This window comes from Serratia plymuthica (assembly GCF_018336935.1).
GTDB lineage: Bacteria > Pseudomonadota > Gammaproteobacteria > Enterobacterales > Enterobacteriaceae > Serratia > Serratia plymuthica_B.
The window spans coordinates 3,247,858-3,268,299 of the sequence record NZ_CP068771.1; the positions used below are offsets into that span (position 1 = coordinate 3,247,858).

At 54.6% G+C, this 20,442-nt stretch carries 14 protein-coding genes, 1 tRNA gene, 3 rRNA genes and 1 pseudogene; 3 read left to right on the forward strand and 16 right to left on the reverse strand.

Going from position 1 to position 20,442, the window contains the following annotated elements:
• Window positions 1-33: 33 nt before the first annotated feature.
• The 10 genes and pseudogenes from rrf to JK621_RS25525 form a co-directional block, all read right to left on the reverse strand.
• Window positions 34-149: ribosomal RNA gene (rrf, locus tag JK621_RS15185) — 5S ribosomal RNA — on the reverse strand.
• Window positions 150-251: 102 nt separating this feature from the next.
• Window positions 252-3,159, reverse strand: a 23S ribosomal RNA gene (locus JK621_RS15190).
• A gap of 235 nt (window positions 3,160-3,394) precedes the next feature.
• A tRNA-Glu gene (locus JK621_RS15195) sits at window positions 3,395-3,470 on the reverse strand.
• 145 nt (window positions 3,471-3,615) lie between these two features.
• Window positions 3,616-5,157 (reverse strand): 16S ribosomal RNA (locus JK621_RS15200).
• Together the 16S, 23S and 5S rRNA genes with 1 tRNA gene alongside form the textbook arrangement of a ribosomal RNA operon.
• A 409-nt stretch (window positions 5,158-5,566) precedes the next feature.
• Window positions 5,567-6,100, reverse strand: a complete 534-nt coding sequence (gene hemG, locus JK621_RS15205) for a menaquinone-dependent protoporphyrinogen IX dehydrogenase (protein ID WP_212556696.1) — start codon at window positions 6,098-6,100, stop codon at window positions 5,567-5,569.
• A gap of 22 nt (window positions 6,101-6,122) precedes the next feature.
• Complete coding sequence (trkH, locus tag JK621_RS15210; protein WP_212556697.1) at window positions 6,123-7,574, reverse strand: Trk system potassium transporter TrkH; 1,452 nt, start codon at window positions 7,572-7,574, stop codon at window positions 6,123-6,125.
• Between the two features lie 34 nt (window positions 7,575-7,608).
• A complete protein-coding gene (locus JK621_RS15215; RefSeq protein WP_212556698.1) occupies window positions 7,609-8,223 on the reverse strand; it encodes an IMPACT family protein in 615 nt (204 codons plus the stop codon).
• Entirely contained in the window at window positions 8,223-9,554 is a 1,332-nt protein-coding gene (pepQ, locus tag JK621_RS15220; RefSeq protein WP_212556699.1) for a Xaa-Pro dipeptidase, read from the reverse strand. Before pepQ ends, JK621_RS15215 begins: the two co-directional genes overlap by 1 nt.
• An 18-nt stretch (window positions 9,555-9,572) precedes the next feature.
• Window positions 9,573-9,695, reverse strand: coding sequence for a hypothetical protein (locus JK621_RS25475; protein ID WP_283249335.1), 123 nt, complete (start codon window positions 9,693-9,695; stop codon window positions 9,573-9,575).
• 82 nt (window positions 9,696-9,777) lie between these two features.
• Window positions 9,778-9,909, reverse strand: a pseudogene (locus JK621_RS25525) (MFS transporter); the annotation flags it as partial.
• 233 nt (window positions 9,910-10,142) lie between these two features.
• On the opposite strand from JK621_RS25525, the gene fadB reads away from it, so the two are divergent.
• Window positions 10,143-12,332, forward strand: a complete 2,190-nt coding sequence (fadB, locus tag JK621_RS15230) for a fatty acid oxidation complex subunit alpha FadB (protein ID WP_212556701.1) — start codon at window positions 10,143-10,145, stop codon at window positions 12,330-12,332.
• Between the two features lie 10 nt (window positions 12,333-12,342).
• Window positions 12,343-13,506, forward strand: coding sequence for an acetyl-CoA C-acyltransferase FadA (gene fadA, locus JK621_RS15235; RefSeq protein ID WP_212556702.1), 1,164 nt, complete (start codon window positions 12,343-12,345; stop codon window positions 13,504-13,506).
• Window positions 13,507-13,678: 172 nt separating this feature from the next.
• Here the strand turns inward: fadA and fre are convergent, their stop codons facing one another.
• From fre to pepE, 3 genes are all read right to left on the reverse strand, one after another.
• On the reverse strand, window positions 13,679-14,380 hold the full coding sequence (gene fre, locus JK621_RS15240) for an NAD(P)H-flavin reductase (RefSeq protein WP_126479694.1): 702 nt from the start codon (window positions 14,378-14,380) through the stop codon (window positions 13,679-13,681).
• Between the two features lie 174 nt (window positions 14,381-14,554).
• Window positions 14,555-16,051, reverse strand: coding sequence for a 4-hydroxy-3-polyprenylbenzoate decarboxylase (gene ubiD, locus JK621_RS15245; protein ID WP_212556703.1), 1,497 nt, complete (start codon window positions 16,049-16,051; stop codon window positions 14,555-14,557).
• Between the two features lie 88 nt (window positions 16,052-16,139).
• Complete coding sequence (pepE, locus tag JK621_RS15250; protein WP_212556704.1) at window positions 16,140-16,865, reverse strand: dipeptidase PepE; 726 nt, start codon at window positions 16,863-16,865, stop codon at window positions 16,140-16,142.
• A 245-nt stretch (window positions 16,866-17,110) separates the two neighbouring features.
• Between pepE and rfaH the strand changes: the two genes are divergently transcribed.
• On the forward strand, window positions 17,111-17,599 hold the full coding sequence (rfaH, locus tag JK621_RS15255) for a transcription/translation regulatory transformer protein RfaH (RefSeq protein ID WP_212556705.1): 489 nt from the start codon (window positions 17,111-17,113) through the stop codon (window positions 17,597-17,599).
• A 46-nt stretch (window positions 17,600-17,645) separates the two neighbouring features.
• Here rfaH and hemB read toward each other — a convergent pair whose 3' ends face one another.
• From hemB to tatC, 3 genes are all read right to left on the reverse strand, one after another.
• Window positions 17,646-18,668 (reverse strand): porphobilinogen synthase, encoded by a 1,023-nt coding sequence (gene hemB, locus JK621_RS15260; protein ID WP_212556706.1) that lies wholly within the window; start codon window positions 18,666-18,668, stop codon window positions 17,646-17,648.
• 14 nt (window positions 18,669-18,682) lie between these two features.
• Window positions 18,683-19,465 carry a 3'-5' ssDNA/RNA exonuclease TatD gene (tatD, locus tag JK621_RS15265; RefSeq protein ID WP_212556707.1) on the reverse strand — a complete coding sequence of 261 codons (783 nt, stop codon included), beginning with the start codon at window positions 19,463-19,465 and terminating at the stop codon, window positions 18,683-18,685.
• A 205-nt stretch (window positions 19,466-19,670) separates the two neighbouring features.
• Window positions 19,671-20,441, reverse strand: coding sequence for a Sec-independent protein translocase subunit TatC (gene tatC / locus JK621_RS15270; protein ID WP_212556708.1), 771 nt, complete (start codon window positions 20,439-20,441; stop codon window positions 19,671-19,673).
• Window position 20,442 lies beyond the last annotated feature (1 nt).

A 20,442-nucleotide genomic window follows, 5' to 3' on the forward strand; every position in this document is an offset into this window, starting at 1 on the left:
TGCTTTCGCATGAGGCTTTCGACTTTGTTTGATGCCTGGCAGTGTCCTACTCTCGCATGGGGAGACCCCACACTACCATCGGCGCTACGGCGTTTCACTTCTGAGTTCGGCATGGGGTCAGGTGGGACCACCGCGCTATTGCCGCCAGGCAAATTCTGTTTCATTCCAACCGCTTCACTCTCGTGTCGCCATCGAAACCAATCTCGGAACTTCGCTGAAAATCTCTCAAATCAAAACACCTTCGGTGTTGTAAGGTTAAGCCTCACGGATCATTAGTACTGGTTAGCTCAATGCATCGCTGCACTTACACACCCAGCCTATCAACGTCTTAGTCTTAAACGTTCCTTCAGGGGCCTTAAAGGCCCAGGGAAGACTCATCTCGAGGCAAGTTTCGCGCTTAGATGCTTTCAGCGCTTATCTTTTCCGCACTTAGCTACCGGGCAGTGCCATTGGCATGACAACCCGAACACCAGTGGTGCGTTCACTCCGGTCCTCTCGTACTAGGAGCAACCCCTCTCAATCTTCCAACGCCCACGGCAGATAGGGACCGAACTGTCTCACGACGTTCTAAACCCAGCTCGCGTACCACTTTAAATGGCGAACAGCCATACCCTTGGGACCTACTTCAGCCCCAGGATGTGATGAGCCGACATCGAGGTGCCAAACACCGCCGTCGATATGAACTCTTGGGCGGTATCAGCCTGTTATCCCCGGAGTACCTTTTATCCGTTGAGCGATGGCCCTTCCATTCAGAACCACCGGATCACTAAGACCTACTTTCGTACCTGCTCGAGCCGTCACTCTCGCAGTCAAGCTAGCTTATGCCTTTGCACTAACCTCACGATGTCCGACCGTGATTAGCTAACCTTCGTGCTCCTCCGTTACTCTTTGGGAGGAGACCGCCCCAGTCAAACTACCCACCAGACACTGTCCTCACCCCGGATTACGGGGCCGAGTTAGAACATCAAACATTAAAGGGTGGTATTTCAAGGTTGGCTCCACGCAGACTGGCGTCCACGCTTCAAAGCCTCCCACCTATCCTACACATCAAGGCTCAATGTTCAGTGTCAAGCTATAGTAAAGGTTCACGGGGTCTTTCCGTCTTGCCGCGGGTACACTGCATCTTCACAGCGAGTTCAATTTCACTGAGTCTCGGGTGGAGACAGCCTGGCCATCATTACGCCATTCGTGCAGGTCGGAACTTACCCGACAAGGAATTTCGCTACCTTAGGACCGTTATAGTTACGGCCGCCGTTTACTGGGGCTTCGATCAAGAGCTTCGCCTTGCGGCTGACCCCATCAATTAACCTTCCAGCACCGGGCAGGCGTCACACCGTATACGTCCACTTTCGTGTTTGCACAGTGCTGTGTTTTTATTAAACAGTTGCAGCCAGCTGGTATCTGCGACTGGCTTCAGCTCCGAGAGCAAGTCTCTTCACCTACGCGCCAGCGTGCCTTCTCCCGAAGTTACGGCACCATTTTGCCTAGTTCCTTCACCCGAGTTCTCTCAAGCGCCTGGGTATTCTCTACCTGACCACCTGTGTCGGTTTGGGGTACGATTCTGTGTTACCTGATGCTTAGAGGCTTTTCCTGGAAGCTTGGCATCAACTACTTCTGCACCGTAGTGCATCGTCATCACGCCTCAGGGTTGAATAAGAGAACGGATTTACCAATTCTCTCCCCCTACACGCTTAAACCGGGACAACCGTCGCCCGGCTAGCCTAGCCTTCTCCGTCCCCCCTTCGCAGTAACACCGAGTACAGGAATATTAACCTGTTTCCCATCGACTACGCCTTTCGGCCTCGCCTTAGGGGTCGACTCACCCTGCCCCGATTAACGTTGGACAGGAACCCTTGGTCTTCCGGCGAGCGGGTTTTTCACCCGCTTTATCGTTACTTATGTCAGCATTCGCACTTCTGATACCTCCAGCAACCCTCACAGGCCACCTTCAACGGCTTACAGAACGCTCCCCTACCCAACAACGCTAAGCGTCGCTGCCGCAGCTTCGGTGCATGGTTTAGCCCCGTTACATCTTCCGCGCAGGCCGACTCGACCAGTGAGCTATTACGCTTTCTTTAAATGATGGCTGCTTCTAAGCCAACATCCTGGCTGTCTATGCCTTCCCACATCGTTTCCCACTTAACCATGACTTTGGGACCTTAGCTGGCGGTCTGGGTTGTTTCCCTCTTCACGACGGACGTTAGCACCCGCCGTGTGTCTCCCGTGATAACATTCTTCGGTATTCGGAGTTTGCATCGGTTTGGTAAGCCGGGATGGCCCCCTAGCCGAAACAGTGCTCTACCCCCGAAGATGAGTTCACGAGGCGCTACCTAAATAGCTTTCGGGGAGAACCAGCTATCTCCCGGTTTGATTGGCCTTTCACCCCCAGCCACAAGTCATCCGCTAATTTTTCAACATTAGTCGGTTCGGTCCTCCAGTTAGTGTTACCCAACCTTCAACCTGCCCATGGCTAGATCACCGGGTTTCGGGTCTATACCTTGCAACTATTCGCCCAGTTAAGACTCGGTTTCCCTACGGCTCCCCTATACGGTTAACCTTGCTACAAAATATAAGTCGCTGACCCATTATACAAAAGGTACGCAGTCACACCACGAAGGTGCTCCCACTGCTTGTACGTACACGGTTTCAGGTTCTATTTCACTCCCCTCGCCGGGGTTCTTTTCGCCTTTCCCTCACGGTACTGGTTCACTATCGGTCAGTCAGGAGTATTTAGCCTTGGAGGATGGTCCCCCCATATTCAGACAGGATGTCACGTGTCCCGCCCTACTCATCGAACTCACAGAATGTGCATTTTAGTGTACGGGACTATCACCCTTTACTGTGCGACTTTCCAGACGCTTCCACTAACACACAAACTGATTCAGGTTCTGGGCTGTTCCCCGTTCGCTCGCCGCTACTGGGGGAATCTCGGTTGATTTCTTTTCCTCGGGGTACTTAGATGTTTCAGTTCCCCCGGTTCGCCTCGTATGGCTATGTATTCACCATACGATAGTGTGTCGAAACACACTGGGTTTCCCCATTCGGGTATTGCCGGTTATAACGGTTCATATCACCTTACCGACACTTTTCGCAGATTAGCACGCCCTTCATCGCCTCTGACTGCCTAGGCATCCACCGTGTACGCTTAGTCACTTAACCTCACAACCCGAAGATGTTTCCATCGTTCGCATTGCTACATTTGAGAGACTCTATGACAGGTTAATCCTTATCCCAATACATCTACGGAGGGATAAGTTTCAGCTGTCATGTTTCAATTTTCAGCTTGTTCCAGATTGTTAAAGAGCAATATCTTAAACACGACTCGCAAGAGTCATCTTTAAGATGTTTTCGGTGATGACTCACCGGTGATAATGTCTTTCACTCATTATCGGATTGGCGTCCCCAAGGGGATTCGAACCCCTGTTACAGCCGTGAAAGGGCAGTGTCCTAGGCCTCTAGACGATGGGGACACGAAAATCCGATTAAACTGAACGTTTTAATCGGTTCGTATCAGCATGAGTCAGAGACTCATTACATCAACAGGTAGCGCTTTTGCTCATTACTTTTTCATCAGACAATCTGTGTGAGCACGCCACGCGAATCAATATCATTAGGTAAGGAGGTGATCCAACCGCAGGTTCCCCTACGGTTACCTTGTTACGACTTCACCCCAGTCATGAATCACAAAGTGGTAAGCGCCCTCCCGAAGGTTAAGCTACCTACTTCTTTTGCAACCCACTCCCATGGTGTGACGGGCGGTGTGTACAAGGCCCGGGAACGTATTCACCGTAGCATTCTGATCTACGATTACTAGCGATTCCGACTTCATGGAGTCGAGTTGCAGACTCCAATCCGGACTACGACGTACTTTATGAGGTCCGCTTGCTCTCGCGAGTTCGCTTCTCTTTGTATACGCCATTGTAGCACGTGTGTAGCCCTACTCGTAAGGGCCATGATGACTTGACGTCATCCCCACCTTCCTCCGGTTTATCACCGGCAGTCTCCTTTGAGTTCCCGACCGAATCGCTGGCAACAAAGGATAAGGGTTGCGCTCGTTGCGGGACTTAACCCAACATTTCACAACACGAGCTGACGACAGCCATGCAGCACCTGTCTCAGAGTTCCCGAAGGCACTAAGCTATCTCTAGCGAATTCTCTGGATGTCAAGAGTAGGTAAGGTTCTTCGCGTTGCATCGAATTAAACCACATGCTCCACCGCTTGTGCGGGCCCCCGTCAATTCATTTGAGTTTTAACCTTGCGGCCGTACTCCCCAGGCGGTCGATTTAACGCGTTAGCTCCGGAAGCCACGCCTCAAGGGCACAACCTCCAAATCGACATCGTTTACAGCGTGGACTACCAGGGTATCTAATCCTGTTTGCTCCCCACGCTTTCGCACCTGAGCGTCAGTCTTTGTCCAGGGGGCCGCCTTCGCCACCGGTATTCCTCCAGATCTCTACGCATTTCACCGCTACACCTGGAATTCTACCCCCCTCTACAAGACTCTAGCTTGCCAGTTTCAAATGCAGTTCCCACGTTAAGCGCGGGGATTTCACATCTGACTTAACAAACCGCCTGCGTGCGCTTTACGCCCAGTAATTCCGATTAACGCTTGCACCCTCCGTATTACCGCGGCTGCTGGCACGGAGTTAGCCGGTGCTTCTTCTGCGAGTAACGTCAATGCAATGTGCTATTAACACACTACCCTTCCTCCTCGCTGAAAGTGCTTTACAACCCTAAGGCCTTCTTCACACACGCGGCATGGCTGCATCAGGCTTGCGCCCATTGTGCAATATTCCCCACTGCTGCCTCCCGTAGGAGTCTGGACCGTGTCTCAGTTCCAGTGTGGCTGGTCATCCTCTCAGACCAGCTAGGGATCGTCGCCTAGGTGAGCCATTACCCCACCTACTAGCTAATCCCATCTGGGCACATCTGATGGCGTGAGGCCCGAAGGTCCCCCACTTTGGTCCGTAGACGTTATGCGGTATTAGCTACCGTTTCCAGTAGTTATCCCCCTCCATCAGGCAGTTTCCCAGACATTACTCACCCGTCCGCCGCTCGTCACCCAGAGAGCAAGCTCTCTTGTGCTACCGCTCGACTTGCATGTGTTAGGCCTGCCGCCAGCGTTCAATCTGAGCCATGATCAAACTCTTCAATTTAAAAGTTCGATTTGCTTCAACTCGTGAAGCGATGCTCAAAGGTTACTAAATGAATTTTACTTCAGTAGTCACTCTTCAAGACTTGATATTTTTTCGAACCCGAAGGTTCTGGATATCGTCTTGTGGAGTGCCCACACAGATTGTCTGATAAATTGTTAAAGAGCAGTGAGTTAGCCGCCGTAGCTTGCTATCTCGAGGTGGCGTATACTACGCTTTTCACCCGAAGAGTCAAGCGTTTATTTCGCTTTTCTCTTACCGACCTGGCGACGCGTTCTCGTTAGAGGAGTCGTTGTTCCCGGTCAGTGGAGGCGCATTATAGGGAGTTCTCAGAAGGCCGCAACCCCTAAATGCAAAAAACTTTTCAAGCGCGGTTTTTTTCGGCAAAACGCTGCACAAGCCAGCGATTTCGTCACTTTTCATACTGAATTTGGCCAAACTCCTGGGCAAAACGGTCCACCTGCTGCCAATCGGTGTACTCCACTTCTTTACTGGTATCGGTTTCCCCGCCCGTCATACGCATAATAAATTGAATCATGACGCGATCTAACCAACGATAACGCGGGTAGCGCAACGCGCCGGCAAACACCACGCACTGTTTTGGCTGCCACGGAGAGGAAAGCAGGAACTTACGGGTATAGGCATTGGTCTGCGGCGAACGCTTGTCCGCCTTACGGGCTGTCAGGTTGACGGCAAAGAACGCACTCGGCATCAGGTTCAATTGTTCGGCATGCTGCTTAACGAACTTTTCCAGCACCGGATGGAAATGGCCGTAACGCACCGAAGCGCCAATCAACACCTGTTGATACTGGCTGAGATCGACATTGTCTGCCTGCAACAAGTCAATCACGTCACAGTGCAATGTATCCTGCAATTTACTTGCTATATAAGAAGCGATAGAACGCGTTTGCCCATCACGGCTCGAATAAAGAATCAGTGCCTTCACGGCGTTACTCCTTCTATCAGGATCATTCGCGCCAGAACGTTGGCGTAAACAGAACCAGCAGCGTAAAGACTTCCAGTCGTCCGAACAGCATGGTCAATACCAGAATCCACTTCGCCGCCGCAGGCATAGTAGTAAAGTTATCCGCTACCACACCCAGTCCCGGCCCGAGGTTATTCAGCGTTGCCGTTACGGCGGCAAAGGCGGAGAAATCATCAACGCCGGTGGCGATTATCGCCAACATGCTGACGATAAATACCAGGGCGTAAGCTGAGAAGAATCCCCACACCGCTTCCAGGATCCTTTCCGGCAGCGCACGGTTACCCAGCTTGATGGTATAAACCGCATTGGGATGCACCAACCTTTTCAGCTCGCGAGAGCCTTGCAGATACAGCAACAGAATACGGATAACCTTCAGACCACCGCCGGTCGAGCCTGCACAGCCGCCAATAAAAGCAGAACACAACAGCAACATGGGCAGGAATAGCGGCCACTTGGAAATGCTGTCGGTGGTAAAGCCCGCCGTCGTCGCCATCGATACCACCTGGAAAAACGCCTGATTAAGCGTCTCCATACCGGTTTTATAGACGCCATGGCCCCACAGCACCGCAGTACAGACCACTACCAGCGTAAACTGCACGGCAATGAACATGCGGAACTCAGGATCGCGCCAGTACACTTTCAGGCTGCGACCGCTTAGCAGGGCGAAGTGCAAGCCGTAGTTACAACCAGAGATCAACAGGAAAATGGCAATTATGGTGTTGATGGTCGGACTGGCGTAATAACCGATACTGGCATCGTGGGTAGAGAAACCGCCAATAGCGATAGTTGAAAAGCTGTGGCCAATAGCGTCAAAGACTGACATCCCCGCGCCCCATAGCGCCAGCGCACAGGCAATCGTCAACAGAACATAGATCAGCCACAGGGTTTTGGCCGTTTCGGCGATACGCGGGCGCATTTTGTTATCTTTAAGCGGGCCGGGCATTTCCGCACGATACAGCTGCATGCCGCCGACGCCGAGGATCGGCAATATCGCTACCGCCAACACGATGATCCCCATCCCACCCATCCACTGCAGCATCTGCCGGTAGAACAAAATGGCTTTGGGCAATGAATCCAACCCCACCAGCGTCGTCGCGCCGGTGGTGGTCAAGCCGGAAAACGACTCAAAGAAAGCATCAGTAAGCGACAGGTTAGGCCGCTCCGAGAACAAGAATGGCAAAGCCCCCACGCTACCCAGTACCGTCCAGAACAGCACTACAATCAGGAAACCTTCGCGTGGCTTCAGCTCATGTTTTTGTTTACGATTAGGCCACCACAGGATCAGGCCAATCGTCACCGCCACAAAGAAGGTTTGGCTGAAAGCCCTGCCCGCCCCATCGCGATATATCAACGCCACCAGGCCAGGAATAAACATTGTCCCGGAGAATAAGATGACCAGCAAACCTACGATACGGGTTATGGCGCGAAAATGCATTTCAGCACAATCCTTAGCAATTCAGTTGGGGGAATTATTGCGAAACAGGGGTCAATTGCAAATTACCGCGACTGAGATCACGTAATTTTTTCCCAAAGGTCTCAACGACGGTTACCGGCAAAGCCAGGTGCAACATGACGCAAGCGCCATATTCTCCCTGAACGATCCGCCCTTCAGTTTGCTGTAACAAATTCTCGATCAGCGCCAGCTGCGCATAGTCACATTGCAAAGTATATTCGGCCTGCGGAACCTTGTAGTCCACAATCAACTGCTTTAGCGCCTGCTGCACGCCGCTGCCATAGGCTCGTACCAGGCCACCGGTGCCCAACTTGATGCCGCCGTAATAACGCACCACTACGGCGGTGATTTCACCTATGCCGCTGCCCATAAGCTGCGCGAGTATCGGCTTACCCGCGGTGCCGGAAGGCTCACCGTCGTCGGAGAACCCCAACTGCTGCGAATCATTCGGTGGCCCGGCGATAAACGCCCAACAATGATGCCTTGCCGCCGGATGCTCATCACGGGCCTGTTGAATAAACGCCTTTGCTGCATCCGGCCCGCAAGTCGGCGCCAGCAGAGTGATAAAACGACTCTTCTTTATCTCCTCGCTGACGCTGACGGGCCCCGCAGGGATCGGATAAGGCTGCATCAGGCCAGGTTCAGATCGCGCGTCATGTTCTCGATACGTTTCTCGTGGATCACGATATTGTCTTCAATACGCATTCCCCCATAAGGTTTCAGCGCATCGATGCGATCCCAGGCAAAGTGCTTGCTAAACTCGCCGCTACGCCATGGCGCCAGCAATGACTCAATAAAATACAGGCCAGGTTCGATAGTCAGCACCATGCCGGGCTGTAATACTCGGGTACAGCGCAGGAACGGATATTTGGACGGCGCTGCCAGATGCGTACCCTGCTCGTCCTGCATAAAGCCGGCGGCGTCATGCACCTGCAAGCCCAGTGGATGACCAAGGCCATGCGGCAGGAATGGGGTGGTGATCCCCTGCTCTACCATGGCTTCTTCGCTGATACCGCTCACCAGCTTGTGGTTCTTGAGCAGTTTGGCGATACGTTGATGCATCTGCACATGGTAGTCGGTGTAGCGCACTCCCGTTTTGATGGTACCCACCAGCGCCAGCATCTCGGCATTGAGATCCTTCACCAACTGCGCGAAGTCACTGCCGCTCTGGCCTGCATAGGTACGCGTTAAATCGGCGGCATAGCCGTTGTATTCCGCACCGGCGTCAAGCAGGAAGCTCAGCGATTCGGCCGGCGGTTGATGGTTCAGCTTGGTGTAATGCAACACTGCCGCATGTTCATTCAGCGCCACAATATTGTCATAAGGCACATCGGTATCGCGGTGGCCTGTAGCGGTAAGGTAGGCCTGATTGATGTCAAACTCGCTCATGCCGGACAGGAAGGCTTCATGGGCCGCACGGTGCCCCATAACGGCCGTCTTTTGCGCTTCGCGCATGCAGGCCTGCTCGTAACCGGTTTTGATTGAGCGATGGAAATCCAGGTAGTTCAGCACCGCTTTCGGGTTCACGTTTTCCGCTGGGATACCGAGATCGCGGGCGCGTTGCTGCCCGTAACCGATATAGCCCACGCGCTCACGCTGAGCAGGAAGCTGCTGAGCGATATCATCCGCATTGGCCAGCGGCAACAGATCGATGGACTTGGTCCAGAAGCTGTCCGGCAGCGGCTCAACGCTGTGCCAGTAATCAACCGGCGAATAGAACCACAGCTTCGGTTTGTTAACGCCATCCACCCACAACCAGCAGTTCGGTACCGATGTGACGGGCACCCAAGCCTTGAAGTGCGCATTCACCTTGAACGGATAGCTATGGTCGTCCTGAAAAACCCGTTGCAGTTCCCCGGAGTGAATCAACAGAGCATCCAGCTTGTTGCGCGCCAATACTTCGCGCGCCCGTTTTTGCAGCTCTGCCAGGTGGTCGTTATACAATGAAGCCAGCGTTTCCATCACAATACCCTTATACCCTTAAAACGGAATGCGCCATCTTAACACACCGCTCTGGCGCACCAACCCCATCACTTCCGGCATGCGGGGCAGTTCGCAAATCAGCGTAAACGCCATTACGTCCGCCGCAGAACAATCAATCATCCCAAAAAACCAAGCAACGCAATTGCCGCCGGCCGCAGACCATGATGCTCCAGCAAGACACCGCCGGACGCGGCCCCCAGAACAGCACTGGCAAAGCAGGCAAATACGCCGTTGTCGCCATCTGTGCCATAAAAACCAGCAGGCAGGCCAGCGTCATGGTTCTGGCGGGAATACTCCAAAACCCGCTCTGTTTTACACATATCGCTTTACTCATCCTGCCCCCTGCGTGGATAGCGCGCTATCTCGGGCAAGCGTATTGGGCCTTTTGGTTCCCGGCAGATGACAAGAATATCTAAAATATAATTTTTTATTAAATCAACACATTAACTCATACCCATGTGATCCGCTTTGCAAAAATGCAATCTCTGATTTGCATATTGTTAACATAAAAACCACACTCCTCATCATCTGGTCATACCAGATCAAACGCTGATTCAGGAGATAGACATGCTCTACCAAGGCGAAACATTACAACTGCACTGGCTCGATAACGGCATCGCCGAGCTGGTGTTCAATGCCCCGGGCTCGATAAACAAGCTGGACACTCGCACCGTCGCCAGCCTGGGCGAAGCACTCGACGTGCTGGAAAAACAGACCGAATTGAAAGGGCTGCTGGTGCGTTCCAGCAAGGCCGCATTTATTGTCGGTGCCGATATCACCGAATTCCTTTCGCTGTTCGCGGCTCCGGCTGAAAAACTGCACCAATGGCTGGCCTTTGCCAACGCGACCTTTAACCGGCTGGAAGATCTGCCGGTACCGACCATTTCGGCCATTAACGGCTATGCGCTCGGTGGCGGCTGCGAATGCATTCTGGCAACCGACTTCCGGGTCGCTTCGCCTGATGCGCGCATTGGTCTGCCGGAAACCAAGCTGGGCATTATGCCGGGCTTCGGCGGTTCAGTTCGCTTGCCACGCCTGTTGGGCAACGACAGCGCACTGGAGATTATCGCCGCCGGTAAAGACGTCAGCGCCAAAGACGCGCTGAAGGTCGGTTTGGTGGATGCGGTGGTGGCGCCGGAAAAACTGGTAGAAGCCGCGCTGAAAATGCTGCAACAGGCCATTGATGGCCAGTTGGACTGGCGCGCCTATCGTCAACCGAAACTCGATCCGTTGAAACTCAGCCCAATCGAAGCGGCCATGAGCTTCACCACCGCCAAAGGCATGGTGCTGCAAACCGCAGGCAAACATTACCCGGCGCCGATGACAGCAGTGAAAACCATCGAAGCCGCCGCCAAACTGGGCCGCGACGAAGCCTTGAAATTGGAAACCGCCAGCTTCGTGCCTTTGGCCCGTTCCAACGAAGCGCGCGCACTGGTCGGTATTTTCCTCAACGATCAATTTGTGAAAAGCCAGGCGAAAAAGCTGGCCAAAAACGTGGAAGCGCCGAAGCAGGCTGCGGTATTGGGTGCAGGCATTATGGGCGGCGGCATCGCTTACCAGTCCGCACTGAAAGGCGTGCCGGTGATAATGAAAGACATCAGCGACAAATCCCTGGCGCTTGGCATGAATGAAGCCGCCAAGCTGCTGAACAAACAGCTGGAGCGCGGCAAGCTGGACGGCCTGAAGATGGCACAGGTGTTGTCGACCATTCAACCGACGCTGGATTATGCCGGTATCGAACGCGCGCAGGTGATCGTTGAAGCCGTGGTCGAGAATCCGAAGATTAAAGCGGCGGTGCTGTCCGAGGTGGAAAGCTTGGTCGGTGAAGATACCGTCCTGGCCTCCAATACCTCAACCATTCCCATCAATCACCTGGCGAAGTCGCTGAAGCGCCCGCAAAATTTCTGCGGCATGCACTTCTTTAACCCGGTGCACCGCATGCCGCTGGTTGAAATCATCCGCGGCGAACAGACCAGCGACAACACCATCGCCGCCGTGGTGGCCTACGCCTCCCGCATGGGCAAAACGCCGATCGTGGTTAATGATTGCCCGGGGTTCTTCGTCAACCGCGTGCTGTTCCCCTATTTTGCCGGCTTCAGCATGCTGCTGCGCGATGGAGCGGATTTCCGCCAAATCGATAAGGTAATGGAAAAACAGTTTGGCTGGCCAATGGGCCCGGCTTACCTGCTCGACGTAGTGGGGATCGATACCGCGCACCATGCCCAGGCGGTGATGGCCGCCGGTTTCCCGGAGCGTATGGGCAAAGATTATCGCGACGCCATTGACGTGATGTTCGACAACCAACGTTTTGGTCAGAAAAACCAGTTGGGCTTCTACCGTTACAGTCAGGACAACAAAGGCAAACCGCGTAAAGATAACGATGAGCAGACCGATGCGCTGTTGGCCGCAGTCTCCCAGCCGCGCCAGACCATCAGCGACGAAGAAATTATCGCCAGAATGATGATCCCGATGATCAACGAAGTGGTGCGCTGCCTGGAAGAGAACATCGTCGCCAGCCCGGCAGAAGCCGATATGGCGCTGGTTTACGGCATCGGGTTCCCTCCGTTCCACGGTGGGGCGTTCCGTTACCTGGATACTCTTGGCACCGCCAACTATGTCGAACTGGCCCAGCGTTACGCGCATCTTGGCGCTCTGTATCAAGTGCCCGCCGGCCTGCGCGCCAAAGCTGAACGTAATGAAAGCTACTACCCGGCGGCGACGCCATTGTCCGATATCGCCACTGGCCAACCGGCATGAGGTCATAAAGATGGAAAACGTAGTTATTGTTGACGCCGTACGCACGCCGATGGGCCGCTCCAAGGGCGGCGCCTTCCGCCAGGTACGCGCTGAAGATCTTTCCGCTCACCTGATGCGTGCCGTGCTGAGCCGTAACCCGGCTCTGGATGCGGCCGAAATTGACGATATTTACTGGGGCTGCGTGCAACAAACGCTGGAGCAGGGTTTTAACATTGCCCGTAATGCCTCGCTGCTGGCCGAAATCCCGCATAGCGTCCCGGCAGTTACCGTCAACCGACTGTGCGGCTCGTCCATGCAGGCTCTGCACGATGCCGCACGCGCCATTATGGTCGGCGATGCGCAGGTTAGCCTGATTGGCGGCGTTGAGCACATGGGCCATGTGCCGATGAACCACGGCGTGGATTTCCACCCTGGCCTGAGCCGCAGCGTAGCGAAAGCCGCCGGCATGATGGGGCTAACCGCTGAAATGCTGGCCAAGATGCACAATATCAGCCGCCAGATGCAGGATGAATTCGCGGCACGCTCGCACCAACGTGCGCATGCAGCCACGCTGGCCGGTTACTTCAAGAACGAAATCATCCCCACCACCGGCCATGACGCCGACGGCGTGCTGACCCGTTATGACTACGACGAAGTCATTCGCCCGGAAACCACCGTTGCCAGCCTGGCGGCGCTGCGTCCGGCGTTCGATCCGGTCAATGGCACCGTAACCGCCGGCAGCTCTTCGGCCTTATCCGACGGCGCATCCGCCATGTTGCTGATGAGCGAATCACGCGCCAAAGCGCTCGGCCTGAAAGCCCGCGCCCGCATTCGTTCTATGGCGGTAGTCGGTTGCGATCCATCCATTATGGGTTATGGCCCGGTACCGGCCAGCAAACTGGCGTTGAAACGGGCCGGCCTGAGCATACAGGACATCGATCTGTTTGAATTGAATGAGGCCTTTGCCGCCCAATCGCTGCCCTGCATCAAGGATCTAGGGCTGTTGGACAGCATCGACGAGAAGATTAACCTGAACGGCGGCGCCATTGCCCTGGGCCACCCGCTGGGCTGTTCCGGCTCGCGTATCTCCACCACGCTGTTGAACAACATGGAACGCCGTGACGCGCAATTCGGTCTGGCGACCATGTGTATCGGCCTGGGTCAGGGGATTGCCACCGTATTTGAACGCGTTTAGCTGTGTCTATCTTGGGATGACTGCGTAACTCATTCAAACCGCAGCATCCCGACAAGTTTAGTTGCCGTACTTCCCGCCTGTCAGGGGCGGGTTTTTTTATGCCTGAAATCTACAGGCGCCCCAATAAAAAAGGGCAGCCACCGGCCACCCCACTTTATGCCAACCTCACGCCTCAGATGAACGAGAAGGCGTCGCCAAACATATGCGCTTCCTGCGCACCGCGTTCAACGCAGAAACGCTCGCGGGCAATTTTGGCCATCTCGAACCGGCCGGCAATATAAATATCGTGCTCCGCCAGCGTGCCGAAATCCTGCAATACCGCACTGAGTACCGTGCCGCTGCGGCCACGCCACTCGTCTTCCGGCTGTTCGACCACCGGAATCACCTTCAGGTTCGGGTGCTGCAACGACAGCGCTTCCAGCTCGCTCAAATCATACAGGTGCTTCAGCTCACGCCCGCCCCAATAGATAGAGATATCGCGGTCCGGCTGCTGCTCCAGCGCGGTAAGCAGAATTGAACGCGCATAGGAGAAGCCGGTACCGCCGGCGATCAACACCAACGGACGGCTGCCTTCTTCTCGCAGCCAGGCATCGCCGTGCGGGATATCGACAGTAATCGCCTGCTCTTTCAGAATGCGATCCATCACCGCCATAGCGTACAGATTCAGCTCCGAAGCGCCGATATGCAGCTCGATATATTCTTGCTGTGAAGGCGTCGATGCCAGCGAGAAGGGACGCTTGTCGCGCTCATCCATCACCACCATCAAATACTGTCCTGCCTTGAAAGAAAACGGTGCCTCTGGCACCAAACGTACCCGATAAACCGTATCGGTAATGGCCTCTACGGAGGTCACTTTACAGCTCAATATTGTCATGCGTTCCCTCTGTCGGGTCATCAATGCAAAACTGAGAACAGAGCCAGACATACCCTTCATACTTAAAGCCGCATCTTGGTTGGCCTTCCTCGCTTACCCCAGTCACTTACTCAAGTAAGCTCTTGGGATTCGCTGCGTTGCCGCCTCAATGCAACTCCAATTATTTTGGGTACATTATAATGTCGGTTCTCTGTCACTGAAAATTGCGAGCTCATCCCAGATTTCATCGACGCGCGCGCGCACCTTTTCATCCATCTGAATTGGACGGCCCCATTCGCGCTGGGTTTCACCCGGCCATTTATTGGTGGCATCCAGCCCCATCTTCGATCCCAATCCGGAAACCGGGGAGGCGAAGTCCAGATAATCGATCGGCGTGTTTTCTACCATCACGGTATCCCTTGCCGGATCCATTCTGGTGGTGATCGCCCAAATCACATCATTCCAGTCACGCGCATTGATGTCATCATCACAGACGATAACAAACTTGGTGTACATAAACTGACGCAGGAACGACCAGACGCCCATCATCACGCGCTTGGCGTGACCGGCATACTGTTTTTTGATAGTCACCACCGCCAGGCGGTAAGAGCAGCCTTCTGGCGGCAGGTAGAAATCTACGATTTCCGGGAACTGCTTTTGCAGGATGGGAACAAACACTTCGTTCAGCGCCACACCCAATACCGCCGGCTCATCCGGCGGACGGCCGGTGTAGGTCGAGTGATAAATGGCATCGCGACGCTGGGTGATGTGGGTGACGGTAAATACCGGGAAGCTGTCGATCTCGTTGTAGTAACCGGTGTGATCGCCATACGGGCCTTCTGGCGCCATTTCACCCGGCTCAATGTAGCCTTCCAACACGATTTCCGCACTGGCGGGCACTTCCAGATCGCAGGAGATGCACTTGACCACTTCGGTTTTATTGCCGCGCAACAACCCGGCAAAGGCATATTCAGACAGGTTGTCCGGCACCGGCGTGACGGCACCGAGGATAGTGGCGGGATCCGCACCCAGTGCGACCGCTACCGGGAAACGCTCACCGGGATGCGCCTGGCACCATTCCTGGTAATCCAACGCGCCGCCGCGATGCGACAGCCAACGCATGATCACTTTATTCCTGCCCAGCACCTGCTGACGGTAAATGCCCAGGTTCTGCCGCTCTTTTTGCGGCCCGCGGGTAACGGTCAGCCCCCAGGTGATGAGCGGTGCGGCGTCTTCAGGCCAGCAGTGCATCACCGGAATACGGCCGAGATCGACGTCATCGCCCTGCCATACCTGCTCCTGGCAAGGCGCGGAGCCCAGTACCTTGGTCGGCATATTCAGCACTTGCTTGAACTTCGGCAACTTGTCGAACAAATCGCGGAAGCCCTTCGGCGGCTCCGGCTCTTTAAGAAACGCCAGCAGTTTGCCGACCTCACGCAATGAGCTGACATCCTCCTGGCCCATGCCCATCGCTACGCGATTGGCCGTGCCAAACAGATTGCACAGCACCGGCATGTCGTACCCTTTCGGGTTTTCGAACAGCAACGCCGGGCCGCCCGCACGTAAAGTACGATCGGCAATTTCTGTCATTTCCAGATAGGGATCAATCGGCTGGCTGATGCGTTTTAGTTCCCCTCTCTTTTCCAGCAACGAGAGGAAATCGCGTAAGTCACGGTATTTCATGCTGATCATTATAACGGCCAGTGAGAAGGGCATTATAAGCCCTCTTCACGGTTGTTGCTGCACTTTTGTTAAACACCGGTAAAGGCATCGCCGGTTCTCAGTGGCACGTGAATGGCACCAGCGGGCGTAACGCCTGCGTATTGTCATACTCCTGGGTCTCCACGCCGTGGCGGAATACCTTGAAGCCTTGAGCTCTGGCACTGAAGTAGCGCAAGTCATTGCCCTCAACGTGCAGCAGGCTGCCCTCGCGCAACGCCACAACCGATTCGCTCGGATTGACTGCGCAGAACTCCGCCAAGCGTTCATCGCGAGTTTCACCCATATGGCCGCTGATATGAGCATCGATATAATGCGGGTTTATCTGCACCGGGAACAAGCCCAATGCCGGCAGCACTACGCTGTTGCGCACCGGCATATCATTAGTGGTCCGAATGCTTGGCGTAGCGACGTTGCAGCCGGCGCTCCAACCGACATAAGGTACGCCGCGCTCACGAACCGCCCGCTGGATCGGGACGATAAGTCCCTTTTCATGCAGCATCTGGTTCAGCATCCAGGTATTGCCGCCGCTGACCAAAATGCATTGTGCCTGATCAATCGCCGCCGCCGGGGATTCGGCATGATGAATACCGGTCACCTGGATACCCAGGGTCTGCGCCAGTTCCTGCGTGCGTTGATCGTAATCACTGCGGATCAGGGCATAAGGGACGAATACGGCGGACGTAATTCCATGACGCGCGATCATCGCCAGCAGCCGGCTCTTGGCATAACCCAACAATTCATCCTCGCCGGACAGCTTGCCGTTGCTTAACAGAAATAACTCCATGTCTTCCTCTCAATCAAAAATGATGAATAGCGTCACATCCGGCCACATCAGGCCAAGGCATACTTGCGACGGTAACAAATTTTTAGCCCTCTGTTATACCCAAGCCGTGCGAATAAGTGTGTGACCCCTCGCTAATTGCCGACGATTCATGCAGATAGCGGCTGTTACAGGCTGAAACCTGCATCACTATGTATCCGTACCGGCTTTTGATATGCTTACCGGCTGACAGAAAGGCATGTGAAATTATGGAATCTTGGTACTTACTGTATTGCAAACGCGGCCAACTTTTACGGGCGCAGGAACATCTGGAACGACAGGAAGTGAACTGTCTGAGCCCGATCATTACGCTGGAAAAAGTGGTGCGCGGTAAACGCATCGCGGTCAGTGAACCCCTGTTCCCCAACTACCTGTTTGTGGAGTTCGACCCGGAACGCATTCACACCACGACCATCAGCGCAACGCGTGGTGTCAGCCATTTCGTGCGCTTTGGCTCACTGCCGACGACCATCCCGCAGAAGGTTATCGAAGAACTGCAGACTCATGCCAGCGAAACCTATTTCGACCCGGAAACCCCTCAGCCAGGCGATACCGTATTGATCGTTGACGGCGTGTTCGAAGGGTTGAAGGCGATTTACACCGAGCCGGACGGAGAAGCTCGCTCAATGCTGCTGCTGAACCTGATTAACAAGCAGGTCAGCCAAAGCGTGGATAATCGGCAGTTCCAAAAGCTATAAAGCAAAAAGGCGCCAAATGGCGCCTTTGTTATTGGATACGCACGCCTTAGCGCTGCATCGCTTCATCATGCATCCACTGAGCTACCCGCTTGGCGAAGTAGGTCAGCACACCATCGGCCCCAGCGCGCTTGAAGCACAGCAGCGACTCCATCACCGCCGGTTGCTCCTGCAGCCAACCGTTTTGAATCGCCGCCATGTGCATCGCATATTCACCGGAAACCTGATAGGCAAAGGTCGGCACGCCAAAGGTGTCTTTCACCCGACGCACCACATCCAGATAAGGCATACCAGGTTTCACCATCACCATATCTGCGCCTTCCTGCAGATCTTGCGCAATTTCCTGCAGGGCTTCGTCACTGTTGGCAGGGTCCATCTGATAGGTTTTCTTGTTGCCGCCTTTCAGGTTACCGCTCGAACCGAGCGCATCTCGGAACGGACCATAATAGCAGGAGGCATATTTTGCCGAGTACGCCATGATCTGGGTATTAATCAGCCCCTGATGCTCCAGACGATCGCGGATCGCGCCGATACGGCCGTCCATCATATCGCTTGGCGCAACGATTTCCGCTCCGGCTTCCGCATGGGATAGCGCCTGACGTACCAGAATATCTTTGGAGATATCGTTAATGACGTAGCCGTGCTCGTCAATCACGCCGTCCTGACCATGCGTGGTGTAAGGATCCAACGCCACGTCAGTCAGAATGCCCAGCTCCGGTACCGCATCTTTCAACGCGCGCACCGTACGCTGCACCAGGCCGTCCGGATTATAAGCTTCTTCCGCATGCAATGACTTCAGGCTCGGTTCAATCACCGGGAACAGGGAGATCACCGGTACGCCAAGTTTAGCGATGGCTTCCGCTTCCTTAATCAGCAGATCAATGCTCATGCGCGATACGCCTGGCATGGATGCTACCGCCTCCTGACGATTACTGCCTTCCATGACAAATACCGGATAAATCAAGTCGTTAACCGTCAGTTGGTTCTCCGCCACCAGACGGCGGCTGAAATCATGACGGCGCACACGGCGCATACGGCGGCCTGGAAAAGCGCCCGGAAATGCATAGCTCATAGTTTTCTCCTAACTCATACCAGCCGGAACAGCCGGCGGGCGTTCTCAACGGTTTTCTGCCCCAACCATTCAGGGTCTTCTTGCCGCCAGGCAGCCACCTGCCGGACGATATGGGGCAAAAAACAGGGTTCGTTGCGGCGAGATGCAGGTTTAGGGTGTAAATCCCGGGGCAACAGATAGGGTGCGTCGGTTTCCAGCAATAAGCGGTCCGCCGGGATCCGCGGCAACAGTGCGCGCAATTCCAGGCCACGCCGCTCATCGCAGACCCAACCGGTAATACCGATCGACAACCCCAGCGACAGACAGTGGTCCAATTCCTGGGCCGTGCCGGTAAAGCAGTGCACCACGGCCGCGGGCAGTTTATCCAACCATGGCGCCAACAGCGCGGCAAAACGTGCGTGCGCGTCGCGGCAATGAAGAAAAACCGGCATCCCCAGCTCTGCGGCCAGTGCCAACTGGGCGCTGAAAGCCTCTTCTTGCTGCTCCGGGGTGGAGAAATTGCGGTTGAAATCCAGCCCGCACTCCCCTACCGCCACCACTTCCGGCCGGATAGCCAACTGGCGAATGCAGGCTGCGGTATCCTCGTTCCAACGGCTGGCATGGTGCGGGTGCACGCCTGCAGTGGACCAACAGTAACCGGCCTGCCGCTGCGCCAGGTCACTGGCGGCCTGGCTTTCTTGCAGGTCGGTACCGGTTATTAACAGCCCATTCACGCCTGCGGCGCGTGCGCGATCCACCACTGCCGGGCGATCTTTGGCAAACTGTGAACTGGTGAGATTAACGCCGATATCAAACATGGTTTTTTCCAAAGCAAAAGCCGCCCATCGGGCGGCTCGAAACGGCTGACAAAATCCTTTGCGGTTAAAAGTAATGATCTTCGTGCGATTAAAAACAAAGGATTATGTTTTACGGGTTTCCCCAAACGCCCGAAAACCACGTTTTTCGGGCGTTTGTCATCAATCTAAAGCCGCCCATCGGGCGGCTTTAGAAACAAAACGCAAATTAAGCTGCCGGGGGTTCGCCACCCTCGTCTTCTTCTTCCGGCTGCGGACGGCGTTTGCCGGTGTAGAAGCGGGCAAAGAACACGCCCACTTCAAACAGCAGATACATCGGTATCGCCAGCAAGGTCTGCGAGAAAACATCCGGCGGCGTTAACAGCATGCCAACCACAAAAGCCCCTACCAGGACATAAGGACGTTTCTTTTTCAGGTCTTCCGGCGAAGTGACGCCACTCCAACACAGCAGAATAATGGCAACCGGTACCTCAAACGCCACGCCAAACGCCATAAACAGCGCCATGACGAAATCGAGGTAGTTATTGATGTCGGTAGCAATCATCACCCCGGCCGGCGCGGTCTTGGCAAAAAAACCGAACGCCAGCGGGAACACGATAAAATAGGCAAACGCCATGCCGAGATAAAACAGCAGGCTGCTGGAGACCAGCAAAGGCATCATCAAACGACGTTCATGCTTGTACAACGCCGGGGCAATAAAGGCCCAGACCTGATACAGGATCACCGGCGCAGAAACGAATACCGAGACGATCATGGTCAGCTTGATGGGGGTGAAGAACGGTGAGGCCACGTCTGTGGCTATCATGCTTGCCCCGGCAGGCAGCTGTTTGATCAGCGGCGCAGACACCAGTTGATAAATGTCGTTGGCAAAATAAACCAGCACCAGGAAGATCACCAGCACGCTGATAATCGAGTTTAACAACCGCTTACGCAGTTCTATCAGATGACTGATAAGGGGTTGGGTATCTTCAACAGCCATG

Excerpts from the sequence above, each read along its gene's own strand:
- trkH (WP_212556697.1), bottom strand. The coding sequence starts at position 7,574 with ATGCATTTTCGCGCCATAACCCGTATCGTAGGTTTGCTGGTCATCTTA.
- fadB (WP_212556701.1), top strand. The coding sequence starts at position 10,143 with ATGCTCTACCAAGGCGAAACATTACAACTGCACTGGCTCGATAACGGC.
- pepQ (WP_212556699.1), bottom strand. The coding sequence starts at position 9,554 with ATGGAAACGCTGGCTTCATTGTATAACGACCACCTGGCAGAGCTGCAA.
- JK621_RS25475 (WP_283249335.1), bottom strand. The coding sequence starts at position 9,695 with ATGATTGATTGTTCTGCGGCGGACGTAATGGCGTTTACGCTGATTTGC.
- tatC (WP_212556708.1), bottom strand. The coding sequence starts at position 20,441 with ATGGCTGTTGAAGATACCCAACCCCTTATCAGTCATCTGATAGAACTG.
- fre (WP_126479694.1), bottom strand. The coding sequence starts at position 14,380 with ATGACAATATTGAGCTGTAAAGTGACCTCCGTAGAGGCCATTACCGAT.
- rfaH (WP_212556705.1), top strand. The coding sequence starts at position 17,111 with ATGGAATCTTGGTACTTACTGTATTGCAAACGCGGCCAACTTTTACGG.
- tatD (WP_212556707.1), bottom strand. The coding sequence starts at position 19,465 with ATGTTTGATATCGGCGTTAATCTCACCAGTTCACAGTTTGCCAAAGAT.
- ubiD (WP_212556703.1), bottom strand. The coding sequence starts at position 16,051 with ATGATCAGCATGAAATACCGTGACTTACGCGATTTCCTCTCGTTGCTG.
- hemB (WP_212556706.1), bottom strand. The coding sequence starts at position 18,668 with ATGAGCTATGCATTTCCGGGCGCTTTTCCAGGCCGCCGTATGCGCCGT.
- JK621_RS15215 (WP_212556698.1), bottom strand. The coding sequence starts at position 8,223 with ATGCAGCCTTATCCGATCCCTGCGGGGCCCGTCAGCGTCAGCGAGGAG.
- pepE (WP_212556704.1), bottom strand. The coding sequence starts at position 16,865 with ATGGAGTTATTTCTGTTAAGCAACGGCAAGCTGTCCGGCGAGGATGAA.
- fadA (WP_212556702.1), top strand. The coding sequence starts at position 12,343 with ATGGAAAACGTAGTTATTGTTGACGCCGTACGCACGCCGATGGGCCGC.